We start from the raw sequence: 18430 nt of genomic DNA, 5'->3' as shown, positions 1-18430 counted from the left end.
CGGGGCCTGACCGTGGCCAAAAGCTTCGGCGGCAAGTACGCCGAGTTCACCCCCGGTCAGTCCAGCCCCGTCAAGCTGGCGCTGTACAAGCGCCGGGCCCTGGCCAAGGACCTCGGCGTCCCCGCCGACGGCACCGGCTCGCACCGCATCGTCCTCGGCAGCACCGCCGACGCCTTCACCGACCCGGACGGATTCGCCTGGGAAGCCACCCCGTCGCTGACCAGCTGAACTGCCGACCCCGACTCGACATGATCACCCGTTGTGGGTCAACCTCTAGCTTCGTCAGATAGGGGGCTGCGCTCATCAAGAGGAGTGAGGCGGCCGTCGCAGTCAGGGAGAGACATGCCGCCGAAGAAGATCCAGGACGAACAAGAGGTTGTTCGCTGGTTCATGGAAGGCCGGACGTACGAGTGGATGCAGCAGACCTACAAAGAGAAGTACGGGATCGACACCTCGATCCCCATGTGGGCTGCGTTCCGTCGGCGGAAGGGCCTTGACCGGCGCAATCTCCGTGACGACAACCTCCTCCCCTGGAAGGTGAACGAGGAGCACAGGCACCGGTACCCGGCGATGATGCTCCGCGCCGAGGCCCGGCTGCGGGCGGGCAAGGAACTGACGGGGCGGTCCGGCCAGAAGCTCGCGAACTGGAAGCAGATGCTCACGGACGACGAGCTCGTCGTGCACTACGACGCCGCCACTGAACAGGGATGGTTCTACATCCCCCGCGAGGACAGCGACACCGACCTCATCCGCCGCCCGGCCAGGGCGGACGGCAACAAGGCCGCGGACTGAGCTGCCTTCCCGACCCAAGCGCTCCGCACGACGCCCGACGAAGCGTCTCGATCACGCGCTCCGATGGCGGAGATCAGGGGTCCTGGCGGCCCGGGAGGCGGAAGCCGTTGAACAGGTCGTCCATGCCGCGCAGGGCCAGGCGGGCCGGGGTGGCGCGCACCGCGAGGTCGCGGACCGCCACCGCGAGCGGGTGGCGCAGGGTGCCCAGGCGGCCGACCCGGCGGGCGCGGAGACGGACGGCGTCGGTGCGGTCGCGGCGGGCGGCGGTGTACGCGGCGAGGGCCGCCGGGATGCTGTCCGTGCCGGCGCCGCTGTCTCCGGCGGGCAGCAGGTGGGCGAGGACCACCGCGTCCTCGATGGCTTGGCAGCCGCCCTGGCCGAGGTTGGGGGCCATCGCATGGGCCGCGTCGCCCAGCCAGGCGATCCGGCCGTGGTGCATGCGAGGGAGCGGGGCGGCCAGATCGTACAGGTCGTTCTGAAGGACGTCGGCGGGGTCGAGGCGGCCGACGCGGTCCAGCAGGGCCGGGATCGGGTCGTGCCACGAACCGAAGCGACGGCGGAGTTCGGCGCGGCGGTCGGCCGAGCTGGTGCCCGCCGGGACGACCGCGGTGGCGTAGAGGTAGAACCGGCCGTCGGAGAGCGGGGTCACGCCGAACCGCTCGCCCCGCCCCCAGGTCTCGTTCATGGCCGGTACCCGGAGGTCCGGGGCTTCTACGAGGGCCCGCCAGGCGGTCTCGCCGATGTAGTGCAGGCCGGGGTGGGCGGGGAAGTACGCGCGGCGCAGCGGGCTGTGGATGCCGTCGGCGGCGACGACCAGATCGGCGGGAAGGTCCGGGCCGGCTGCCGTACGGACGGTAGGGCGGCCCGCGGCGTCGTCCACCGCGGTCACCGCGGTGCCGTAGCGGAGGGCCTCCGGCGGCAGGACGGCGGCCAGGGCGGCGGTGAGGGCCGGGCGCGGGACGGCGATCGGCGGAATGCCGTAGCGCGCCGCCATGTCGGCCGTGTCGGTCCGGATGAGCCACCGGCCGTCGGAGCGGCGTAGACCCATCGTCGCGGGCACGGCGCTGCCGGTGGCGCGGGTGACGTCGACGTCGATGGTCTCGAGTGCGCGCAGGGCATTGGGGGCGAGGCCGATGCCGGCGCCGGTGGTGGGGGGCTCGGGGGCCCGTTCGCAGACGGTGACGTGCCAGCCACGGCGGTGCAGTGCCACGGCTGCCGTGAGGCCGCCTATGCCGGCCCCGACCACCACCGCGTGACGTCTCGGCATCGCGAAGCTCCCCCTTCGGTTCAAGCGACCGCTCGCATACGGCGTCGATGGCCGCATGCTACGCATCGATCGCGGAACCGGGCTCGTACAAGGCAGACTGTGCACCAAGGGCGTCGACATCGTGACTGGAGGCCGAAAGGGTGAAGGGCGGTGGCCGCAGACGGCGACTGACCGGTCGGACCTCGGCGGGTGGCGGGTCCGCGACGCGCCGCTCCACCGGCGCGAACGCGCGATTCCGGCGCAGCAGGGGCCTCGCCGCCCCGGACCGGTTCACCACGCGCAGCAGGCTCTCCTGGCTGAATTCCGCCACCTCCCGGATCGGTACCACCCTGGATCTGGAGCGCACCGCGCAGGAGCTCGCCGAGTTCACGGTGCCGCGCTTCGCCGACGGAGCCGCCGTCGACATCCTGGAGAGCGTCCTGCTCGGCGACGAGGGAGAACGGTGGGCGGCGAAGGGCGTCCCCGCCATGCGGGCCACGGCCCTGTGCGCCATCGAGGAGCTGTCCTCCCTCGAGCCGACGCCCGTAGGTGAGAGCTCCTCCCGCGCCGAGATCCAGCACGAGACGCTGCTCCACCGGTACTGCCTGCGCCAGGGCAAGCCGGTGCTGGTGAGCCGGATGAAGGAGGACGACTTCGCGCGTGTGGCGCCCACCGCGAGCGCGGCGGCGAAGATGCGTGCCGCCGGTGTGCACAGCTACCTGGCCGTGCCCCTGATCGCCCGCGGGGTGCTGCTCGGAAGCGCCGACTTCGTACGCGGGCCGGGCACGCCGCCGTTCTCCTCGACAGACCTGGCGCTCGCCGAACAGCTCGCCTCCAAGGCGGCTGTCTTCATCGACAACGCGCGGCTGTACGGGCGCGAGCGCGAGCACGTCGTCTCGCTGCAGCGCAGCCTCCTGCCGCGCGCGACCCCCCTCACGCCCGGTCTACGGGTGCACGCCGAGTACGCCCCCGCCACGATCGGCCGCGGTGTGGGCGGGGACTGGTACGACGTCGTGGCCCTGCCGGGCGGGCGTACGGCCCTCGTGGTCGGCGACGTCATGGGGCACGGGTTGCCGGCGGCCGCCACCATGGGACGGCTGCGGGCGGTCTCCCGCACGTTGATGACCCTGGACATGGCCCCGGAACGGATCCTGGCGCGGCTCGACCTGGCCACCCGCGATCTGGAGGACGAGCAGGTCGCCACGTGTCTCTGCGCGATCCATGACCCGGCCGACTCCACGTACACGCTGGCCAGCGCCGGGCACCTGCCGCCGCTGCTGATCGACGAGCCGGGCTCCGCCTCCTTCATGGACGTGCCGACCGGCGCGCCCCTCGGCGCGGGAGTGATCCCGTACGACCCGGTGCGGCTGCATGTCCCGGACGGCAGCCACCTGGTCATGTACACCGATGGCCTCGTGAAGTCCCGGAGCGAGGACCTGGCCGTCCAACTGGACCGGCTGCGCACCGCGGCGCTCGGTCTCGCTCCCCAGGCACTGCGAGAGGGCCGGCTGCTGGACTGCGTGCCGGCCGGGACGGCCCGCTTCGACGAAGGCGTGCTCCTCGTCGCGGCGGGAACCCCGTTGCCGGTCGGGGACCTGCGGGTGTACGAGCTGCCGAAGACCGGCCGGGCCGCCTCCGCCGCCCGCAACCTTGTCACCGACCAGCTCGCCGCCTGGGGGCTCGCGGAGCTGGCCGACGTCAGCGAACTCGTCGTCTCCGAACTCGTGGGCAATGCCCTGCGTTACGGCAACGGCCCGGGCCAACTGCGCATGCTGCGCGGCGAACGCCTTGTCCTGGAGGTCTCCGACACGGGCCCCGACCTGCCGCAGATCCAGCATGCGGACCTCAGCGACGAGGGCGGCCGGGGGCTGCAGCTGATCAACATGCTCTGCCGCAGGTGGGGTTCGTGCCGCACCGTCACCGGCAAGGTGGTCTGGGCGGAACAGAACCTGCCGTCGTAGGGACCCTCCCACCGTGCCCCGCGGGGCGAGGAGGCAAGGGCCCGCACGCGCCGGTCACTCCCAGTCGTCCCAGGGCGGGTCCACCTCCTCCGGGTCGAAGGGCGGTTCGTCGTCCTGCGCCGGTGAGGAGTCGGGCTTCGCGGCGCCGTGTTCCGCGAGGGCGGCCAGGACGCCCTCGGCGTACTTGGTGAGCTTGGCCTCGCCGACGCCGCCGATCGTGGCCAGCTCGGCGACCGTGGTGGGCAGGCGCGTCGCGATGTCCCGGAGCGTCGCGTCGTGGAAGACGACGTACGCGGGGACGCCCTGCTCGCGGGCCGTCGCGGCGCGCCAGGCGCGGAGGGCCTCGAAGACCGGGACGGCGGAGGCCGGCAGGTCGACCGGGACGCGGGGGCCCTTCGCCGAGCGCGAGCCGGACTCCTTGCGGGCCGCGGCGGGTGCCTTCTCCTTGCGCATCGGTACGGTGCGGCGGCCTCCGAGCACCTCGCCGCTGGCGTCCGTGAGGACGAGCGTCCCGTAGTCCCCCTCGACCCCGAGGAGCCGCTGGGCCAGCAGTTGGCGGACGACGCCTCGCCATTCCGCCGTGCTCAGGTCGTCGCCGACGCCGAACACCGAGAGCGTGTCGTGGTCGAACTGAATGACCTTGGCCGTCCTCCTGCCCTGCAGGATGTCGATGATCTGGCCCGCGCCGAACTTCTGGCGCCGCTCCTTGGCCAGCCGCCACACCGTCGACAGCAGCTTCTGCGCGGCGACCGTGCCGTCCCAGGACTCGGCGGGCGTCAGGCAGGTGTCGCAGTTGCCGCAGGGCTCGGCCGACTGGCCGAAGTAGGCGAGCAGGCGCACGCGACGGCAGTCGACGGTCTCGCACAGCGCGAGCATGGCGTCGAGGTGGGCGGCCAGGGAGCGGCGGTGTGCCTCGTCGCCCTCGGAGCCGTCGATGAGCTTGCGCTGCTGGACGACGTCCTGGAGGCCGTACGCGAGCCAGGCCGTCGCAGGCTCGCCGTCGCGCCCGGCTCGGCCGGTCTCCTGGTAGTAGCCCTCGACGGACTTCGGCAGGTCCAGATGGGCCACGAAGCGCACGTCCGGCTTGTCGATGCCCATGCCGAAGGCGATCGTGGCGACCACCACGACGCCGTCCTCCCGCAGGAAGCGCGCCTGGTTCGCGGCGCGCGCGCCGGAGTCCATGCCCGCGTGGTAGGGCACGGCGTCGATGCCGTGCTCCACCAGAAAGGCGGCGGTCTTCTCCACCGAGGACCGGGACAGGCAGTAGACGACGCCCGCGTCCCCGTCGTGCTCGGTGCGGATCAGCTCCAGCACCTGCTTGAGCGCGTTGTTCTTCGGAACGATGCGGTACTGGATGTTCGGCCGGTCGAAGTCGGCGACGAAGTGCCGGGCCTCCTGGAGCCCCAGGCGGCCCGCGATCTCGGCGTGGGTGGCCTCGGTGGCCGTCGCGGTCAGCGCGATCCGCGGCACCTTCGGCCACCGCTCGTGCAGCATGGAGAGCGCGAGGTAGTCGGGACGGAAGTCGTGGCCCCACTGGGCTACGCAGTGCGCCTCGTCGATCGCGAAGAGCGACACCGTGCCCCGGTCGAGCAGCCGCTGCGTGCCCTCGGTGCGCAGCCGCTCGGGCGCCAGATAGAGGATGTCCAGCTCTCCGGCGACGAAAGCCTGCTCGACGGTCTGCCGCTCGTACGGGTCCTGGGTCGAGTTGAGGAATCCGGCCCGGACCCCGAGCGCTCTGAGCGCGTCCACCTGGTCCTGCATGAGCGCGATGAGCGGCGAGATCACGACGCCCGTGCCTTCTCTGACGAGCGCCGGGATCTGATAGCACAGCGACTTGCCGCCGCCGGTCGGCATCAGCACAAGCCCGTCGCCACCAGCGACGACGTGCTCGATGATCTCCTGCTGCGCCCCGCGGAAGGAGCTGTAGCCGAAGACACGGCGGAGCACCCGCGCTGCGTCGGAGGTCTCGGGGGAATCGTCGGTGAGGACCATCCGAAAAGCGTAGCGACCGATACCGACACCCTCGGCCAGGCCACCGGAACCTGTGGACAACCCGACGTGACGTACAGCACGGTGCCGGCGATCCGCAGGGCGCTGCCGCTGATGGACGAGGCGCCCCACCGCCCCGCGAGGTCCGCCCCGTCCTGGCGGAACCGACGGTGGCCTGAATGCCGTCCCTCTTGGGGGCCCTGATCGCACGGAACGGAGGGGAAGCGCGCCATGGAACTGACCCAGGAAATAGCCGCATACCGTGACGGCAGGGGTGAACCCGGCCGCCTGGTGGGCGAGTTCCGGCGGGCGGTGCTGCTCGCCCCGTTGGAGGCCGGGGCCGACGGAGGTCTGATGTCCGCCGTCCGGGGCGGTGTCCGCTGGCTGTACGCGTTCACGGACGAGGCGGCGCTGGCCCGCTTCGCGCAGGCGCGTGGGGCCGGGGACCGGGAGTGGGAGTACCTCTCGATCCTCGGCGCGCGTCTGGTCGACGTGATCGTCCCGATGGTCGACGGTCCCGCGGGGGTCGCGGTGAACGTGGCCGACGAGGAGGGTTCGATGGTGTTCCCGCCGGTCCTGGGCATCGTGCCCGATGCCTGCGCCGTCGACCGTACGGACGCCGCCTGATGGCGGGCGATCCGGACCTGGAGCTCTCGCCCGCGGCCGTCGCGGGCATCCAGAAGGGCCTGCGCGCGGCCTTCGCGGAGCTGCGCGAGTTCTCGGACGCGGCGGGCGCCTCCCAGGGCGCCGGTTTCAGCGACCTGGCCATGACCGGCATGGAGACCGGGCACATGGGTCTGGCCACCGACTACGAGGACTTCTGCGAGCGCTGGGAGTGGGGCGTGCGCAGCCTCGTGCAGAACGCGAGCATCCTCGCGCGCTCCCTCGGCATCGCCGCCGGCTCGGTGTGGGAGGAGGACCAGTACATCCAGGGCGCGTTCAAGGTCGTGGCCAACGCGGCGTACGGCAATCCGCATGCGAGCGAGGACGAGATCGAGCAGAAGGCCTGGGGCGACATCTTCCGGGCCGACGTCTACAAGCCGGACTACAGCGCCGAGTCCTTCGAGAAGAGCCGCGAGGACATCAAGCAGACCTGGTCCGACACAGGGGACAAGCTGACCTCCACGGGCAAGGTCGGTTCGCTGAAGGACCTGCTGGACCAGGCCGACGGGGGTGGCAACTGATGGGCTGGAGGGACTTCGTACCGGACTCGGTGGAGGACTGGGCCGAGGACCGCGCCGAGGACCTCGGCGATGCCGTCGAGTGGACCGGCGACAAGGTCGCCGACCTGGCGGAGGACGTCGGTCTCGACGAGGCGGGCGACTGGATCCGCGACAAGAGCCGCTCCGCCGCGAACCAGCTCGGCGCGGACGTCGCGGAGCTGGAGCTGGGTCAGACCGAGGACCCGAAGAAGCTGGTCTACGGCAGCGCGTCCAAGATCCGCGCGCAGGTCTCGCACCTGAGTGACTTCGAGCTGTCGTTCACCCTCGTCGGCAACGGCATCAAGGCCCTGCAGGGCGACGGTCTGAAGGGTGAGTCGGCGGACGCCTTCCGGGAGTCCATAGCCAAGGAGCCGCCGCTGTGGTTCAAGGCGGCCGAGTCCTTCGGCAAGGCCGCCGACGCCATGAACCGGTTCGCGGACACCGTGGAGTGGGCTCAGGGCCGGGCGAAGGAGGCCCTGGACGAGTACAACAAGGCCAAGAAGGTCTCGCAGGACGCGCGGAACGCCTACAACAAGTCGATCGACGAGTACAACGACGCGGTCGAGGCGAAGAAGGACACCCTGCCGCCGAGGCCGTCCGAGACCTTCACCGACCCCGGCGTCTCGCTGGCCAAGGCCGCCCAGGACAAGCTCGACAACGCGCGCAAGCAGCGCAACGAGGTCGCCGAGACGGCCCGTACGGCGGTCCGCGCGGCCCGGGACGCTGCCCCGCCCAAGCCCTCGTACGCCGAGCAGCTCGCCGACGGCCTGGACTATCTGGAGCTCGCCAAGACGCATCTGACGGGCGGCGTCCTCAAGGGCGCGGCCGGCCTCGTCAACTTCGCCCGCTCGGTCAACCCGACGGACCCGTACAACCTGACCCACCCCGCCGAGTACCAGACGAACCTCAACTCGCTGGCCGCCGGTCTTGTCACCACGGCCAACGACCCGTGGGGCGCGGGCAAGCAGATGCTCGACGACTTCATGAAGGACCCGAGCGAGGGCGTGGGCAAGCTCCTGCCCGAACTCCTCGGTTCCAAAGGTCTGGGCGCGGCGGGGAAGGGTGGATCGGCCGCCCGGCGCCTGGACGACGTGGACGGCCCGGGCCGCAAGGAGACGGACAGCAAGGGCCCGCACCACGGCGAGCGGTCCGACCCGGACAAGGCCAGTGAGGGGACCGACCCCGTCGACCTCGCCACCGGCCGGATGTACCTCCCGCAGACGGACGTGGTGCTCCCCGGCGCCTTCCCCTTCGCGTTCAGGCGGCGCGCGGAGTCGGGCTACCTGGCGGGCCGCTGGTTCGGCCCGACCTGGTCGTCCACGATCGACCAGCACCTGGAGATCGACGCCAAGGGTGTCGTCCTGGTGTCCGAGGACGGTCTCCTCGTCGGTTATCCGCATCCCGCGCCCGGCGTGCCGGTGCTGCCGGTGTCGGCGTCGGGCCCCCGTCGCCCGCTGGAGCGCACCGCGGACGGCGACTGGACGCTGACCGACCCCCTGACGGGCGAGGTACGCCGCTTCGCCGCACCGGCGGACGGCGCCGAGAACGGCATCGCGCCGATCGTCCAGCTCGAGGGCCTGGGCGGCCACCACATCACCTTCGAGTACGACGAGCACGGCACTCCGCTGGGCATGGTCCACTCCGGCGGCTACCACCTGAGCTTCGAGACCGCCGACGGCCGGATCACCGCCCTGCACCTGACCGGCGGCGGCCGCATCCTCGCGTACGGCTACACCGACGGGAACCTGACGGAGGTCACCAACTCCTCTGGGCTGCCACTGCGGTTCACCTATGACGACCGCGCCCGCATCACCTCCTGGACCGACACGAACGACCGCCGCTACGAGTACGCCTACGACGATCTCGACCGGTGCGTCGCGGAGGGCGGCGAGGCGGGCCACATCGCCCTCACCTTCCGCTACCACGAGGCGGACCCGCGGACCGGCCTCCGGACGACGCGGGTGACCACCGCCGCCGGGCACACCCGCAGCTACCTGATCGACGAGCGGTACCGGGTGGTGGCCGAGACCGACCCGCTCGGGGCGGTCACCCGGTACGAGTACGACGAGCGGGGCCGTCGGGTCGCGCACACCGATCCGCTCGGCCACACCACCCGCACCGCCTACGACGACGCCGGCCGCCTCGTCTCGTACGTCCGGCCCGACGGCCGGGAGGCGCGAGCCGAGTACAACGAGCTCGGCCGGCCGGTCAAGGTCGTCGCCGTGGACGGCTCGGTCGTCCGCCAGACCTACGACGAGCGGGGAAACCGCACCTCGGTCAGCCGCCCCGACGGAACGGTCACGCGATTCGGCTACGACGGGCGCGGCCACCTCAGCACCGTGACCGACCCGCTTGGAGCGGTCACCCGGATCCGCACCGACCGGGCGGGGCTGCCGCTCGCCGTCACCGACCGGCTCGGCGCCACCACGACGTACGAGCGGGACGCCTTCGGGCGGGCCACGGCGGTCACCGACCCCCTGGGCGCGGTCACGCGCATGGAGTGGACGGTCGAGGGCAAGCCGCTGCACCGGACCGGTCCGGACGGCGGACGGCGCTCGTGGACGTACGACGGAGAGGGCAACTGCCTGACCCGTACGGACGGTCCCGACGGCGCCACGGTGCACTTCGAGTACACCCACTTCGACCTGCTCGCCGCCCGGACCGACGCGGACGGCACACGCCACGAATACGCGTACGACGCCGAGTTGCGGCTGACCCAGGTCCGCAACCCACAGGGCATGACCTGGGAGTACGCCTACGACCCGGCGGGCCGGCTCGTCCGGGAGACCGACTTCGACGGTCGTGCGCTCGACTACGCGTACGACCCGGCCGGCCGGCTCGTCACCCGCACCGACGCCCTCGGGCAGCGGATCACGTACGACCGCGATGCCCTGGGGCACACCGTCCGCAAGGACGCGGGCGGCACGGTGACGACGTACGAGTACGACGTGTTCGACCGGCTCGCCGCCGCGGTGCGCGGGGACAGTGTGCTGACCCGGCTGCGCGACCGGGCGGGCCGGCTCGTCCAGGAGACGGTCGACGGCCGCACCCTCACCTACACCTACGACGCCGTGGGGCGCCGCACCGGCCGGACCACCCCGACGGGGGCCGTCGCCGCGTGGGCCTACGACGCGGGGGGCCGCCACGACGCCCTGACCACGTCCGGCCGGCGGATCGGGTTCACGCACGACGCGGCGGGCCAGGAGCTCAGCCGCACCTATGGAGACACCGTCACCCTCGGCCATGCCTGGGACGAGGCCGGCCGGCTGGTGGAGCAGCGGCTCACGGGCCCCGGGCAGGACGTGGTGCAGCGTCGCGGGTACACCTACCGGTCCGACGGGGTCCTGACCGGGATCGACGATCTGCTGGCCGGACCGCGCAGCTTCGATCTCGACCCCCGGGGCCGGGTGACGGCCGTGCACGCCGAGAACTGGACCGAGCGCTACGCGTACGACGAGGCGGGCAACCAGTCCTCCGCGTCCTGGCCCGGCTCCCATCCCGGAGGCCTGGACGCCACCGGACCGCGCACCTACGAGGGCACCCGGCTGATCGGCGCGGGCCGGGTCCGTCACGAGTACGACGCCCTCGGCAGGGTCGTGCTCCGTCAGAAGGCCCGGCTCTCGCGCAAGCCCGACACCTGGCGGTACGAGTGGGACGCCGAGGACCGCATCACGGCCGTGACCACCCCGGACGGCACGCGCTGGCGGTACACGTACGACGCGCTGGGACGGCGTACGGCCAAGGAACGGATGACCCCCGACGGGCTGGAGGTGGCCGAGCGGACGGTCTTCACCTGGGACGGCAGCGTGCTGTGCGAGCAGACCAGCACCTCGACGGAGGCCGACCGGGCGATCGCCGTGACCTGGGACCACCGCGGTCTGCAGCCGCTCGCGCAGACGGAGCGGATCCTGACGGCAGGCCAGGAGGTGGTGGACGAACGGTTCTACGCCATCGTCACGGACCTGGTGGGCGCGCCCACCGAACTCGTCGACGAGCACGGCGTGCCGGCCTGGCGCAGCCGGTCCACGCTGTGGGGCTCCACGGCCTGGAACCGGGACGCCACGGCGTACACGCCGCTGCGCTTCCCCGGCCAGTACTTCGACACCGAATCGGGCCTGCACCACAACTACTTCCGCGCCTACGACCCCGAGACCGGCCGCTATCTGAGCCCGGACCCGCTGGGCCTGTCGGCGGCCCCCAACCCGGTGACGTACGTCGCCAATCCCCAGGGTTGGTGCGACCCCTTCGGGCTGGCCCCCTACTCGGACAGCACCCGGGCGGCGCAAGGCGTCGACCACCAGCTCAACGAGGCGGAGAGCGGCAAGTCGAACCACTATCTGGAGGGCATCGGCGGGGACGAGGTGAAACTGGAGAAGTACCTGCGGGGCCATCTGCAGTCGCCGGCCAACTACGTCGACGACGCGACAGGGGCGCGGATCATCATCGACCGCAGCCTCGACCCGTCGAGGCCGGTGGCCATCATCCGCCAGGACCATATGATCCACGCGTACCACATCGACCCGGAGGACCTCTCCAACTACATCACTCCGCGAGACGGCAAGGACACGGCGAAGTGGCGGACCCCGAAGGACGACGAAGTGAATGAGTAGCCGTAGCGGTACACCCCAGAACCCCGTGCCCGGCTGGCCGGGCTACCGCGCCGAGCCGTCCTACGACGCGGGTCAGAGCCGGGTCTTCCCGGCCCCGGTGCCGCCGGAGCTGCGGGCCCTCGGGGACGAGGTCCGGGCGGCCGACTGGCCGGTGCGGCTCGCCTTCCGCGGCTCCCGGATCGCGCTGCTCGACACCCTCTGCCGCTGGCAGACGCTGCGCGCGCTGGCGTACGTGCACCTGCTGGCGGCCCGCACGGCGGACGAGCGGCTGCCGGCCGACCTGAGCGTGGTGCCCGGCCTCGAGACGGCCGGCGATCCGGGGGTGCCCGAGCTGCTGGCGCGGCTGGAGCGGGCCGCCGTGGACCTCCCGGCGGACCTGCTGGACGTGGTCGTCTGCGACAGCGGCGGACTGCTCGCGGAGAACCGGTTCGCGGCGTCGGTGCTGGCCGCCGGGCTCACCGCCGATTCCCGGCCGGGGGATCCGGACGAGGCGGTCTCCCGCGCGGTGGTGCTCACCAGCTACTGGTACGAGGTTCCCGAGCGGCGCGCCGCCCTGGCCCTCGCGTGGAGCGCGAACCTGTTCGTCCGTTCATGGCTCGGGTGGTCGCAGCGGTTCGTGTACGGCGACCCGGCGGGCGGCATCGGCATCGCCGCCGACCCCCGTCCGCCCCGCCCCACGGCGTCCGCCCTCCCGGACTGGGCTGCCCCCCTTCTGGACCGCATCGCACGGGGGGACACCGGCTCGGCTCCGTGACCTGGACATCGGTGCCCGCCCGGTTCGAGGTCAGGGGCCGAGGACGTCCCGCAACTGGGCGCGTCCCGTGATGCCGAGCTTCGGGAAGATCTTGTGCAGGTGGAAGCCGATGGTGCGAGGGGACAGATAGAGCCGGGCGCCTATGTCCCGGTTCGTCAGTCCTTCCGCGGCCAGTTGGGCGATCTGCAGCTCCTGCGGCGTCAGTCCGGCCACGGCCTCCGGAGCGGCGGAGGCCGACACGGTCACGCCGGCCGCGCGGAGCTCGGCGGTGGCGCGCTCGATCCACGGGCGGGCGTCGAGCCGTTCGAAGACCTCCAGAGCGTTGGCGAGCAGGGGGCGTGCCTCCGCGGCCCGTCGGCGTCGTCGCAGCCACTCGGCGAAGTCCAGCTGGGTGAGGGCGCGTTCGAAGGGCCAGCGCGCGCCCGCGGGGTCGGCGAGCGCCGCGAGGAAGTGCGGCTCGGCGTCGTCGGGCGGGCTCAGCAGGGCCGTGGCACGGTGCACGATCGCGTCCAGCCGGCTGGAACGGGGCGTACCGAGTTGGTCCTCGGCGGCTCGGAGCACGGCGCGGGCGTCGTCCGCCCGGCCGACGCGCACGGCGGCCGCGGCGAGGTCGGCGAGGTGGTACTGCGAAGCGTGGAGGTGCACGGGGACGGGAGGGGAATCCTGCGTGAAGACGCGGCGGAGGTGCTCGTACGCCGTCCCGTGGTCGCCTTCCGCGAGCGCCGCCATGCCGAGCGCCTGGCAGTGACGGACGTACAGACTGCGGGACTTGCTCAGCTCGATGCCGCGGACGGCCTCGGCGGCCCGCTCTCGCGCGCCGGTGTGGTCGCCGCGGAGCGCGCGCAGCGTGGCCTGGAGGATCGGTGCCCCCACGGCGACGTTCTCCGCCCCCGCTTCCGCGGCCAAGCAGTAGGCGTCCTCGGCCGCGGACCCGGCTGCCGTCCACGCTCCGCTGTCGAACAGGGCGAGGGCGAGAGCCTGGGTGACCGTGCAGTTGGTGCCCGCCGTGGCGGCCGGACGGTAGTGGTCCATGGCCCGGCCGAGCAGGCGGACGGACAGGTCGGTCTCGTCCAGGATCCAGGCGGTGGCGCCGAGCATCATGAGGTCGCCGAGCGTGGTGGGGTCCGAGACCGAGCCTTCCCACGAGGGGCCCGCCCCGTCGCGCAGGCGCTGCAGTGCCTGCTCCCGCTCCGTGAAGGGGCGGGCTACCGCCTCAGCCCACAGCGTCTCGGTCCGGCCCGGCTGCGGGGGGATCAGGGCGCCGACGCGCTGGAGTTCGGCGCGGTAGACGGCGTCGCCGGAGTTGTAGGCGGGGGTCGCCGCCGTGCCCAGCGCTTCCAGCGCCAGGACGGGAGCCGCGGTGGCCATGGACTCGGCGACGGGCAGCAGGAATCCGAGCGCGTCGTCATGGCGGAGGGTGACGGCCAGTGACCAACCGCCGCACAGGGATGCCTCGGCGAGCAGCTTGGGGTCGTGCGTCAGGGTGCCCACACGGGCCGCGAGCTCGCCGACCCACTGGGGGTATCCGGCGAACATGGCGGAGACGGCGGCGGCGAGCAGGCGTCCGGCGCGACGCTCCGCGTCCGGGGTGAGTTCGGCCGCTCGTTCCAGCGCGGTGGCCGCGGCCGCGTATCCGCCCCGCCGCCGCGAGCGCTCGGCGCTCTGCGCCAGGGCGTCGGCGACCTCCTCGTCCGGCCCGAACGCGGCCGCGGCGAGGTGCCAGGCCTGGCGGTCGGGTTCGTGCGCGAGCGCGGCGGCGAGTGCCAGATGGGCCTCGCGGCGGTCGGCGAAGGAGGCCGCCTGGTGGATCGCGAACCGGATCAGCGGATGGCGCAGCCGGACGTCGCCGTTCTCGACCCGTACGAGTCCTGCCTCCTCGGCCGGCCGCCAGACCTCGGGATCGTCGAGGCCCGGGACGGCGTGCAGGACGTCGGAGAGCCGGTCCGTGCCCGCGGCTGCCGCCAGGAGCAGCGCATGCCGGGTCGCCTGCGGAAGGTCGGGCAGGTCGGCTGCGAACAGTCGCTCGAGCCGGGTGGTGAGGGGGAGGGCTTCGATCGCACCCGGCCTCTGGAGACCCGGCTCCTTGGCGAACGCCCGGGCGAGTTCGATGAGTGCGAGGGGGTTCCCGGCGGCCTGCTCGATGATCTCGGCGCGGGCCTTGCCTCGCGGCGGATGCGGTTGCTCGTCCAGGAGAAGGCCCGCCTCCGCCCGGTCGAGGGGGCCGGTCGCCAGATGGGGGAAGTCGCGGTCGAAGCGGGCCGGCACCGACTCGTCCCGTGCCGCGAGCAGCAGGGCCATCCGTTCGCCCTCGAGGCGCCTGGCGACGAACGCCAGCACGTCCAGGGAGCAGAGGTCCAGCCATTGGGCGTCGTCGACGACGAGGAGCAGGGGCTGTTCCGTCGCCGCCTCCGAGAGGAGGGTGAGCACGCCGGATCTCATCACCAGCGGCTCCGGGATCTGCTGTGCGTCGCCGTCGTCCGTGCCGAACGCGTGCCGGAGGGCGTCGCGCTGACGCGCCGGCAGCCGGTCGATGTCGCGGAGGACGGGGCGCAGCAGCTGGTGCACTCCCGCGAAGTCGAGGCCCTGCTCGCCCTCACAGCCACGGACGCGGAGCACCCGCCTGCCCCGTGCCGCGGCCACGTCGGCTGCGTGGTCGAGCAGGGTGCTCTTGCCGGCGCCCGGCTGACCGGTCAGCACGAGCACCTTCGATCCGGGGCCGTCCGCCGCGTCGACGAGTCTGCCGATCCACTCCCGTTCGCGGGCCCTGCCCCGGATACCCCGCGTGCGTGCCTCTACGGCGCCGACGTCCATGCTCTCCTCGTCCTGGCCACCGACCGCCCCGGACCGCCCAGTGGAGCGGGGTCAGCCGTGAAATCCCTGTTCACAGCGTTGACGCCATCTTGCCAGGCTCTCTTCGGGCATGACTGGTCACATGACAGAAGCGGTCTGCTCGCCCTCCTGACAGCATCGCGGCAGGGGCGGGAACAAGCTGCCTCGCACGGGGAGTCGGAGTGCGATGACGGAGTTCGAAGCGGGACGCGCGGCTGTGCCGATCGGCCGTGAGGAGGAGATCGGCCGGATCCTGCGGTGTCTTGACGTTCGTTCCGGTCCGCAGGGTCTGCTCATGCTCGGGGAGACCGGCACCGGCAGGTCCCTGTTGCTGCGGTTCGCCGAGGAGTCGGCCGCTGCGCGCGGGTCCCGGGTCCTGTCGGCGCGGGGCTGGGGTGGGGAGGAACCCGCCCCTTTAGCCTCGCTGCACCGGCTGCTTCTGCCGGTGTTGAACGTGCCGGACCTGTTTCCGAAGGACCGGTGGCCGGTGCTGCGTACCGCGTTCGAGCCGGGTGCGGGCGCCGGGCCGCAGGAACGACGTGCGCTGTGTGCCGTGACACTGGCGCTCCTGACCCGCCTCGCCCGGACGAACCCGCTGCTGCTGGCCGTGGACGACGCCCAGGAGTGGGACGACGCATCCTTGGATGTCGTGTTCTCCGTACGGCGGCAGCTCACGGACCAGGCGGTGACCATGCTGTTCACCGCACGCGGCGAAGGTCCCCCGTCCGGAGTCCCGGCGGATCTCCCCGTCCTGAGGCTCGGGCCGTTGTCCCCCGGAGCTGCGGCCCGGCTGCTGGACGCGCAGCCCGACGCGCCTCGGGGGCGGCTCCGGCTGGACCTGCTCCGGCGGGCGGAGGGTAATCCGCTGGCGATCGTCGACCTGCACCGGGCATCACGCGTCGGTGCCGGGTCGGCCTCGGCCCCGCAGATGTTCGCGTCGCGTCTGGAAGTTCTCCCGGAGGACACGCAGCGCGCGTTGCTCTACGCCTCGGCCGCGCCGGCGGAGGAGGAACTCCGCATCGTGATGACGGCCTTGGGCACCGACGACCTCACCGTCTGGACCCCGGCGGAGGAGGCCGGCCTGATCGGCATCGCCGACGGCCGCCTCACGTTCGGTCACCCGCTGGTGCGTGCGGCGGCCTTCCTGCGACAGCCCGCGAAGCTGCGGCAGCGGGCTCACCGGGACCTGGCGGCGGCAGCGGGCCAGAGCCCCGCGTACCGGGCCTGGCATCTGGCCGCTGCCGCGCTCGGCCCCGACGAGGAGGCCGCCTCGGCCTTGGAGCGGGCGACCGCCGTGCACGCCGCGCGCGCGGGCGACCACTTCGCCTCGGCGAAGGCGCTGGAGCAGGCGGCCCGGCTCAGCGGAAACGACGTGGACCGGGCCCGTCGCCTCGCCGCGGCCATGACGGCGGCGAGCGCTCTCGGGGATCCGGAGTGGGTCCGCGATCTGTACGCGGAGTTCTCCCTGGTCGGTCGCGACCCGGACCTGCGATGCGTCGCGGCCTGTGCCATGGCCACCGCGCTGTCGCTGCTCTCGTTCCAACGGGAAGCCTTCGGGCTGCTGCTGGACATGTGGCGGCACTCTCCCCCGCGTACCGCCACCGGCTCCTACGCGCTCACGGCGATCGCCGCGGCGATCGCCCACCAGTCCGGTCTTCCGGAGCATCGCAAGGAGTTGCCGCGTCTGCTCGACCACGCACGCCGGTCGGCCCGGGTGACAGCCGTGTCGGGGGACGACCGTGCCGAGCACTCCGGGCGCGTCACTCCCACCGGGCTCACCGAACCGGCGGGAGCGGGCGAGTTCCCGGGGCTCACCGGGCCCGGAGTCCTGGAGGCCCTGGAAACCTACGTGTCGGTCTGTCTGGATGCCGACGCCCATGGCGGCGGCACAGCCCGCCGGGTGCCCGTCCCGCCGTCCGGACCGCTCGGCGGACCGACTCCACCGACCCGGCTGCTGGCCCACGCCTCGGTGGCGTACTACACCGACGAGTCGGAGCAGTGCGCGGAGACGTACCGACAGGCGAGCACGCTGCACGGCGCCCGTGGGGCGTGGGGCTCGCGGCTATGGACGCTTCCGAACCACGTGGACACCCTCATCGTCATGGGCCGATGGCCGGAGGCCCAGGCCCTGATCGAAGAAGGGCGCTCCGACGCGGTGGTCCACCGGTTGCCCCGTGTCGACATGGACCTCGAGGCGCTGGAGGTGACACTGCGCGCACTGCGCGGCGACAGCCTGCCGGACATCCCGTTCACCGGTCTCCACTGGCGCTCCGTCAACCTCGGTGAGAACCAGACCACTCGGGCCAGAATGCTGCGGGCCAGCGGCCTGCACGCGCTGGCCCTGGGGGACGCCGAGCGCGCGTTCCGCCACTTCAGGTCCCTGTTCGACGAGGACGGATCGCCGCTCGTCCGCTTCCTGTCTCCGCGCTCCGTGGGCGAACTGGCCGCCGCCGCACAGCGCGTCGGCCGGAAGAAGGAGGCGGCACGCGTCCTCGGCGCGGTGCGGGCGGGCATGGGCGAGCGGCCGACGACCCGTATGACGCTCCTGATGCACCACGCGGCGGCGCTTGTCGACGAGGTGGCGGACCCCGAGCACCACTTCCGGCTGGCTCTGGTCAATCCCGAGGGCGACACCTGGCCGATGGAACGGGCACAGGCCCGTCTGCACTACGCGATCTGGCTACGCAGGCGCCGCAGGCCCCTGGAGGCCCGCGCCCAACTGACCGCGGTCCTCGAGGTGGCGGCCCGGCTCGACGCCCGGCCGCTCGCGGACGCGGCCCGCGGCGAGCTGCGCGCGACGGGTGTCGCCGACTCCTCCGCGTCCACCTCGGCCGAGCGGCTGGCCGAGCTGACGGCCCAGCAGCAACAGATAGCGCGGCTCGCCGCGGTCGGCCTTTCGAACCGCGAGATCGGCGAGCGGCTGTTTCTTTCGCCGCGTACGGTGGGCTCGCACCTCTACAACGTCTATCCCAAGCTCGGCATCAGCAGCCGCCATCAACTTCGGGACCTCCTGCACGACGGCTGACGTGCGAACGACCACCACCCCG

General features: G+C 72.5%; 10 protein-coding genes and 1 pseudogene. 8 read left to right on the top strand and 3 right to left on the bottom strand.

Translation table 11 applies throughout. The features are described 5' to 3' along the window. Nucleotides 1-228: pseudogene (locus ABZ939_RS34810) on the top strand (glyoxalase); the annotation flags it as partial. Nucleotides 229-342: 114 nt separating this feature from the next. Beyond that, nucleotides 343-792 (top strand): hypothetical protein, encoded by a 450-nt coding sequence (locus ABZ939_RS34805; protein WP_361864250.1) that lies wholly within the window; start codon nucleotides 343-345, stop codon nucleotides 790-792. Nucleotides 793-865: 73 nt separating this feature from the next. On the opposite strand, the gene ABZ939_RS34800 is transcribed toward ABZ939_RS34805, so the two are convergent. Next, nucleotides 866-2059, bottom strand: a complete 1194-nt coding sequence (locus ABZ939_RS34800) for an FAD-dependent oxidoreductase (RefSeq protein WP_361864248.1) — start codon at nucleotides 2057-2059, stop codon at nucleotides 866-868. 140 nt (nucleotides 2060-2199) lie between these two features. Here ABZ939_RS34800 and ABZ939_RS34795 point away from each other — a divergent pair, with 140 nt between their 5' ends. Further along, nucleotides 2200-3999, top strand: coding sequence for a SpoIIE family protein phosphatase (locus ABZ939_RS34795; protein WP_361864246.1), 1800 nt, complete (start codon nucleotides 2200-2202; stop codon nucleotides 3997-3999). 54 nt (nucleotides 4000-4053) lie between these two features. Here the strand turns inward: ABZ939_RS34795 and recQ are convergent, their stop codons facing one another. Continuing rightward, the gene (recQ, locus tag ABZ939_RS34790; RefSeq protein WP_361864244.1) at nucleotides 4054-5991 is read right to left on the bottom strand and encodes a DNA helicase RecQ; all 1938 of its coding nucleotides are present in this window, start codon (nucleotides 5989-5991) and stop codon (nucleotides 4054-4056) included. A gap of 228 nt (nucleotides 5992-6219) precedes the next feature. Here recQ and ABZ939_RS34785 point away from each other — a divergent pair, with 228 nt between their 5' ends. The 4 genes from ABZ939_RS34785 to ABZ939_RS34770 are packed head-to-tail and all read left to right on the top strand — an operon-like array spanning nucleotide 6220 to nucleotide 12554. Further along, a complete protein-coding gene (locus tag ABZ939_RS34785) occupies nucleotides 6220-6615 on the top strand; it encodes an SseB family protein (protein WP_361864242.1) in 396 nt (131 codons plus the stop codon). Beyond that, a complete protein-coding gene (locus ABZ939_RS34780; RefSeq protein WP_361864240.1) occupies nucleotides 6615-7172 on the top strand; it encodes a hypothetical protein in 558 nt (185 codons plus the stop codon). The genes ABZ939_RS34785 and ABZ939_RS34780 overlap by 1 nt, the downstream gene beginning before the upstream one ends. Further along, nucleotides 7172-11800, top strand: coding sequence for a putative T7SS-secreted protein (locus ABZ939_RS34775; protein ID WP_361864238.1), 4629 nt, complete (start codon nucleotides 7172-7174; stop codon nucleotides 11798-11800). The genes ABZ939_RS34780 and ABZ939_RS34775 overlap by 1 nt, the downstream gene beginning before the upstream one ends. Further along, nucleotides 11793-12554, top strand: a complete 762-nt coding sequence (locus tag ABZ939_RS34770; RefSeq protein ID WP_361864236.1) for a hypothetical protein — start codon at nucleotides 11793-11795, stop codon at nucleotides 12552-12554. Before ABZ939_RS34775 ends, ABZ939_RS34770 begins: the two co-directional genes overlap by 8 nt. Before the next feature lie 30 nt (nucleotides 12555-12584). Here ABZ939_RS34770 and ABZ939_RS34765 read toward each other — a convergent pair whose 3' ends face one another. Then, nucleotides 12585-15365, bottom strand: a complete 2781-nt coding sequence (locus ABZ939_RS34765; RefSeq protein WP_361864234.1) for a LuxR family transcriptional regulator — start codon at nucleotides 15363-15365, stop codon at nucleotides 12585-12587. A 205-nt stretch (nucleotides 15366-15570) separates the two neighbouring features. On the opposite strand from ABZ939_RS34765, the gene ABZ939_RS34760 reads away from it, so the two are divergent. Further along, nucleotides 15571-18408, top strand: a complete 2838-nt coding sequence (locus ABZ939_RS34760; RefSeq protein WP_361864232.1) for an AAA family ATPase — start codon at nucleotides 15571-15573, stop codon at nucleotides 18406-18408. Nucleotides 18409-18430: the final 22 nt, after the last annotated feature.

The sequence above is a fragment of the Streptomyces sp. NPDC046712 genome (genome assembly GCF_040645695.1).
Taxonomy (GTDB): Bacteria; Actinomycetota; Actinomycetes; order Streptomycetales; family Streptomycetaceae; genus Streptomyces.
The sequence above is the reverse complement of the archived record's forward strand: the minus strand, read 5'-3'. Positions and strand labels throughout refer to the sequence as shown.

Bases quoted from the DNA above. Each gene is read 5' to 3' on its own strand.
- ABZ939_RS34765 (WP_361864234.1), bottom strand. From the start codon at position 15,365: ATGGACGTCGGCGCCGTAGAGGCACGCACGCGGGGTATCCGGGGCAGG.
- ABZ939_RS34805 (WP_361864250.1), top strand. From the start codon at position 343: ATGCCGCCGAAGAAGATCCAGGACGAACAAGAGGTTGTTCGCTGGTTC.
- ABZ939_RS34770 (WP_361864236.1), top strand. From the start codon at position 11,793: ATGAGTAGCCGTAGCGGTACACCCCAGAACCCCGTGCCCGGCTGGCCG.
- ABZ939_RS34775 (WP_361864238.1), top strand. From the start codon at position 7,172: ATGGGCTGGAGGGACTTCGTACCGGACTCGGTGGAGGACTGGGCCGAG.
- recQ (WP_361864244.1), bottom strand. From the start codon at position 5,991: ATGGTCCTCACCGACGATTCCCCCGAGACCTCCGACGCAGCGCGGGTG.
- ABZ939_RS34785 (WP_361864242.1), top strand. From the start codon at position 6,220: ATGGAACTGACCCAGGAAATAGCCGCATACCGTGACGGCAGGGGTGAA.
- ABZ939_RS34800 (WP_361864248.1), bottom strand. From the start codon at position 2,059: ATGCCGAGACGTCACGCGGTGGTGGTCGGGGCCGGCATAGGCGGCCTC.
- ABZ939_RS34780 (WP_361864240.1), top strand. From the start codon at position 6,615: ATGGCGGGCGATCCGGACCTGGAGCTCTCGCCCGCGGCCGTCGCGGGC.
- ABZ939_RS34760 (WP_361864232.1), top strand. From the start codon at position 15,571: ATGACGGAGTTCGAAGCGGGACGCGCGGCTGTGCCGATCGGCCGTGAG.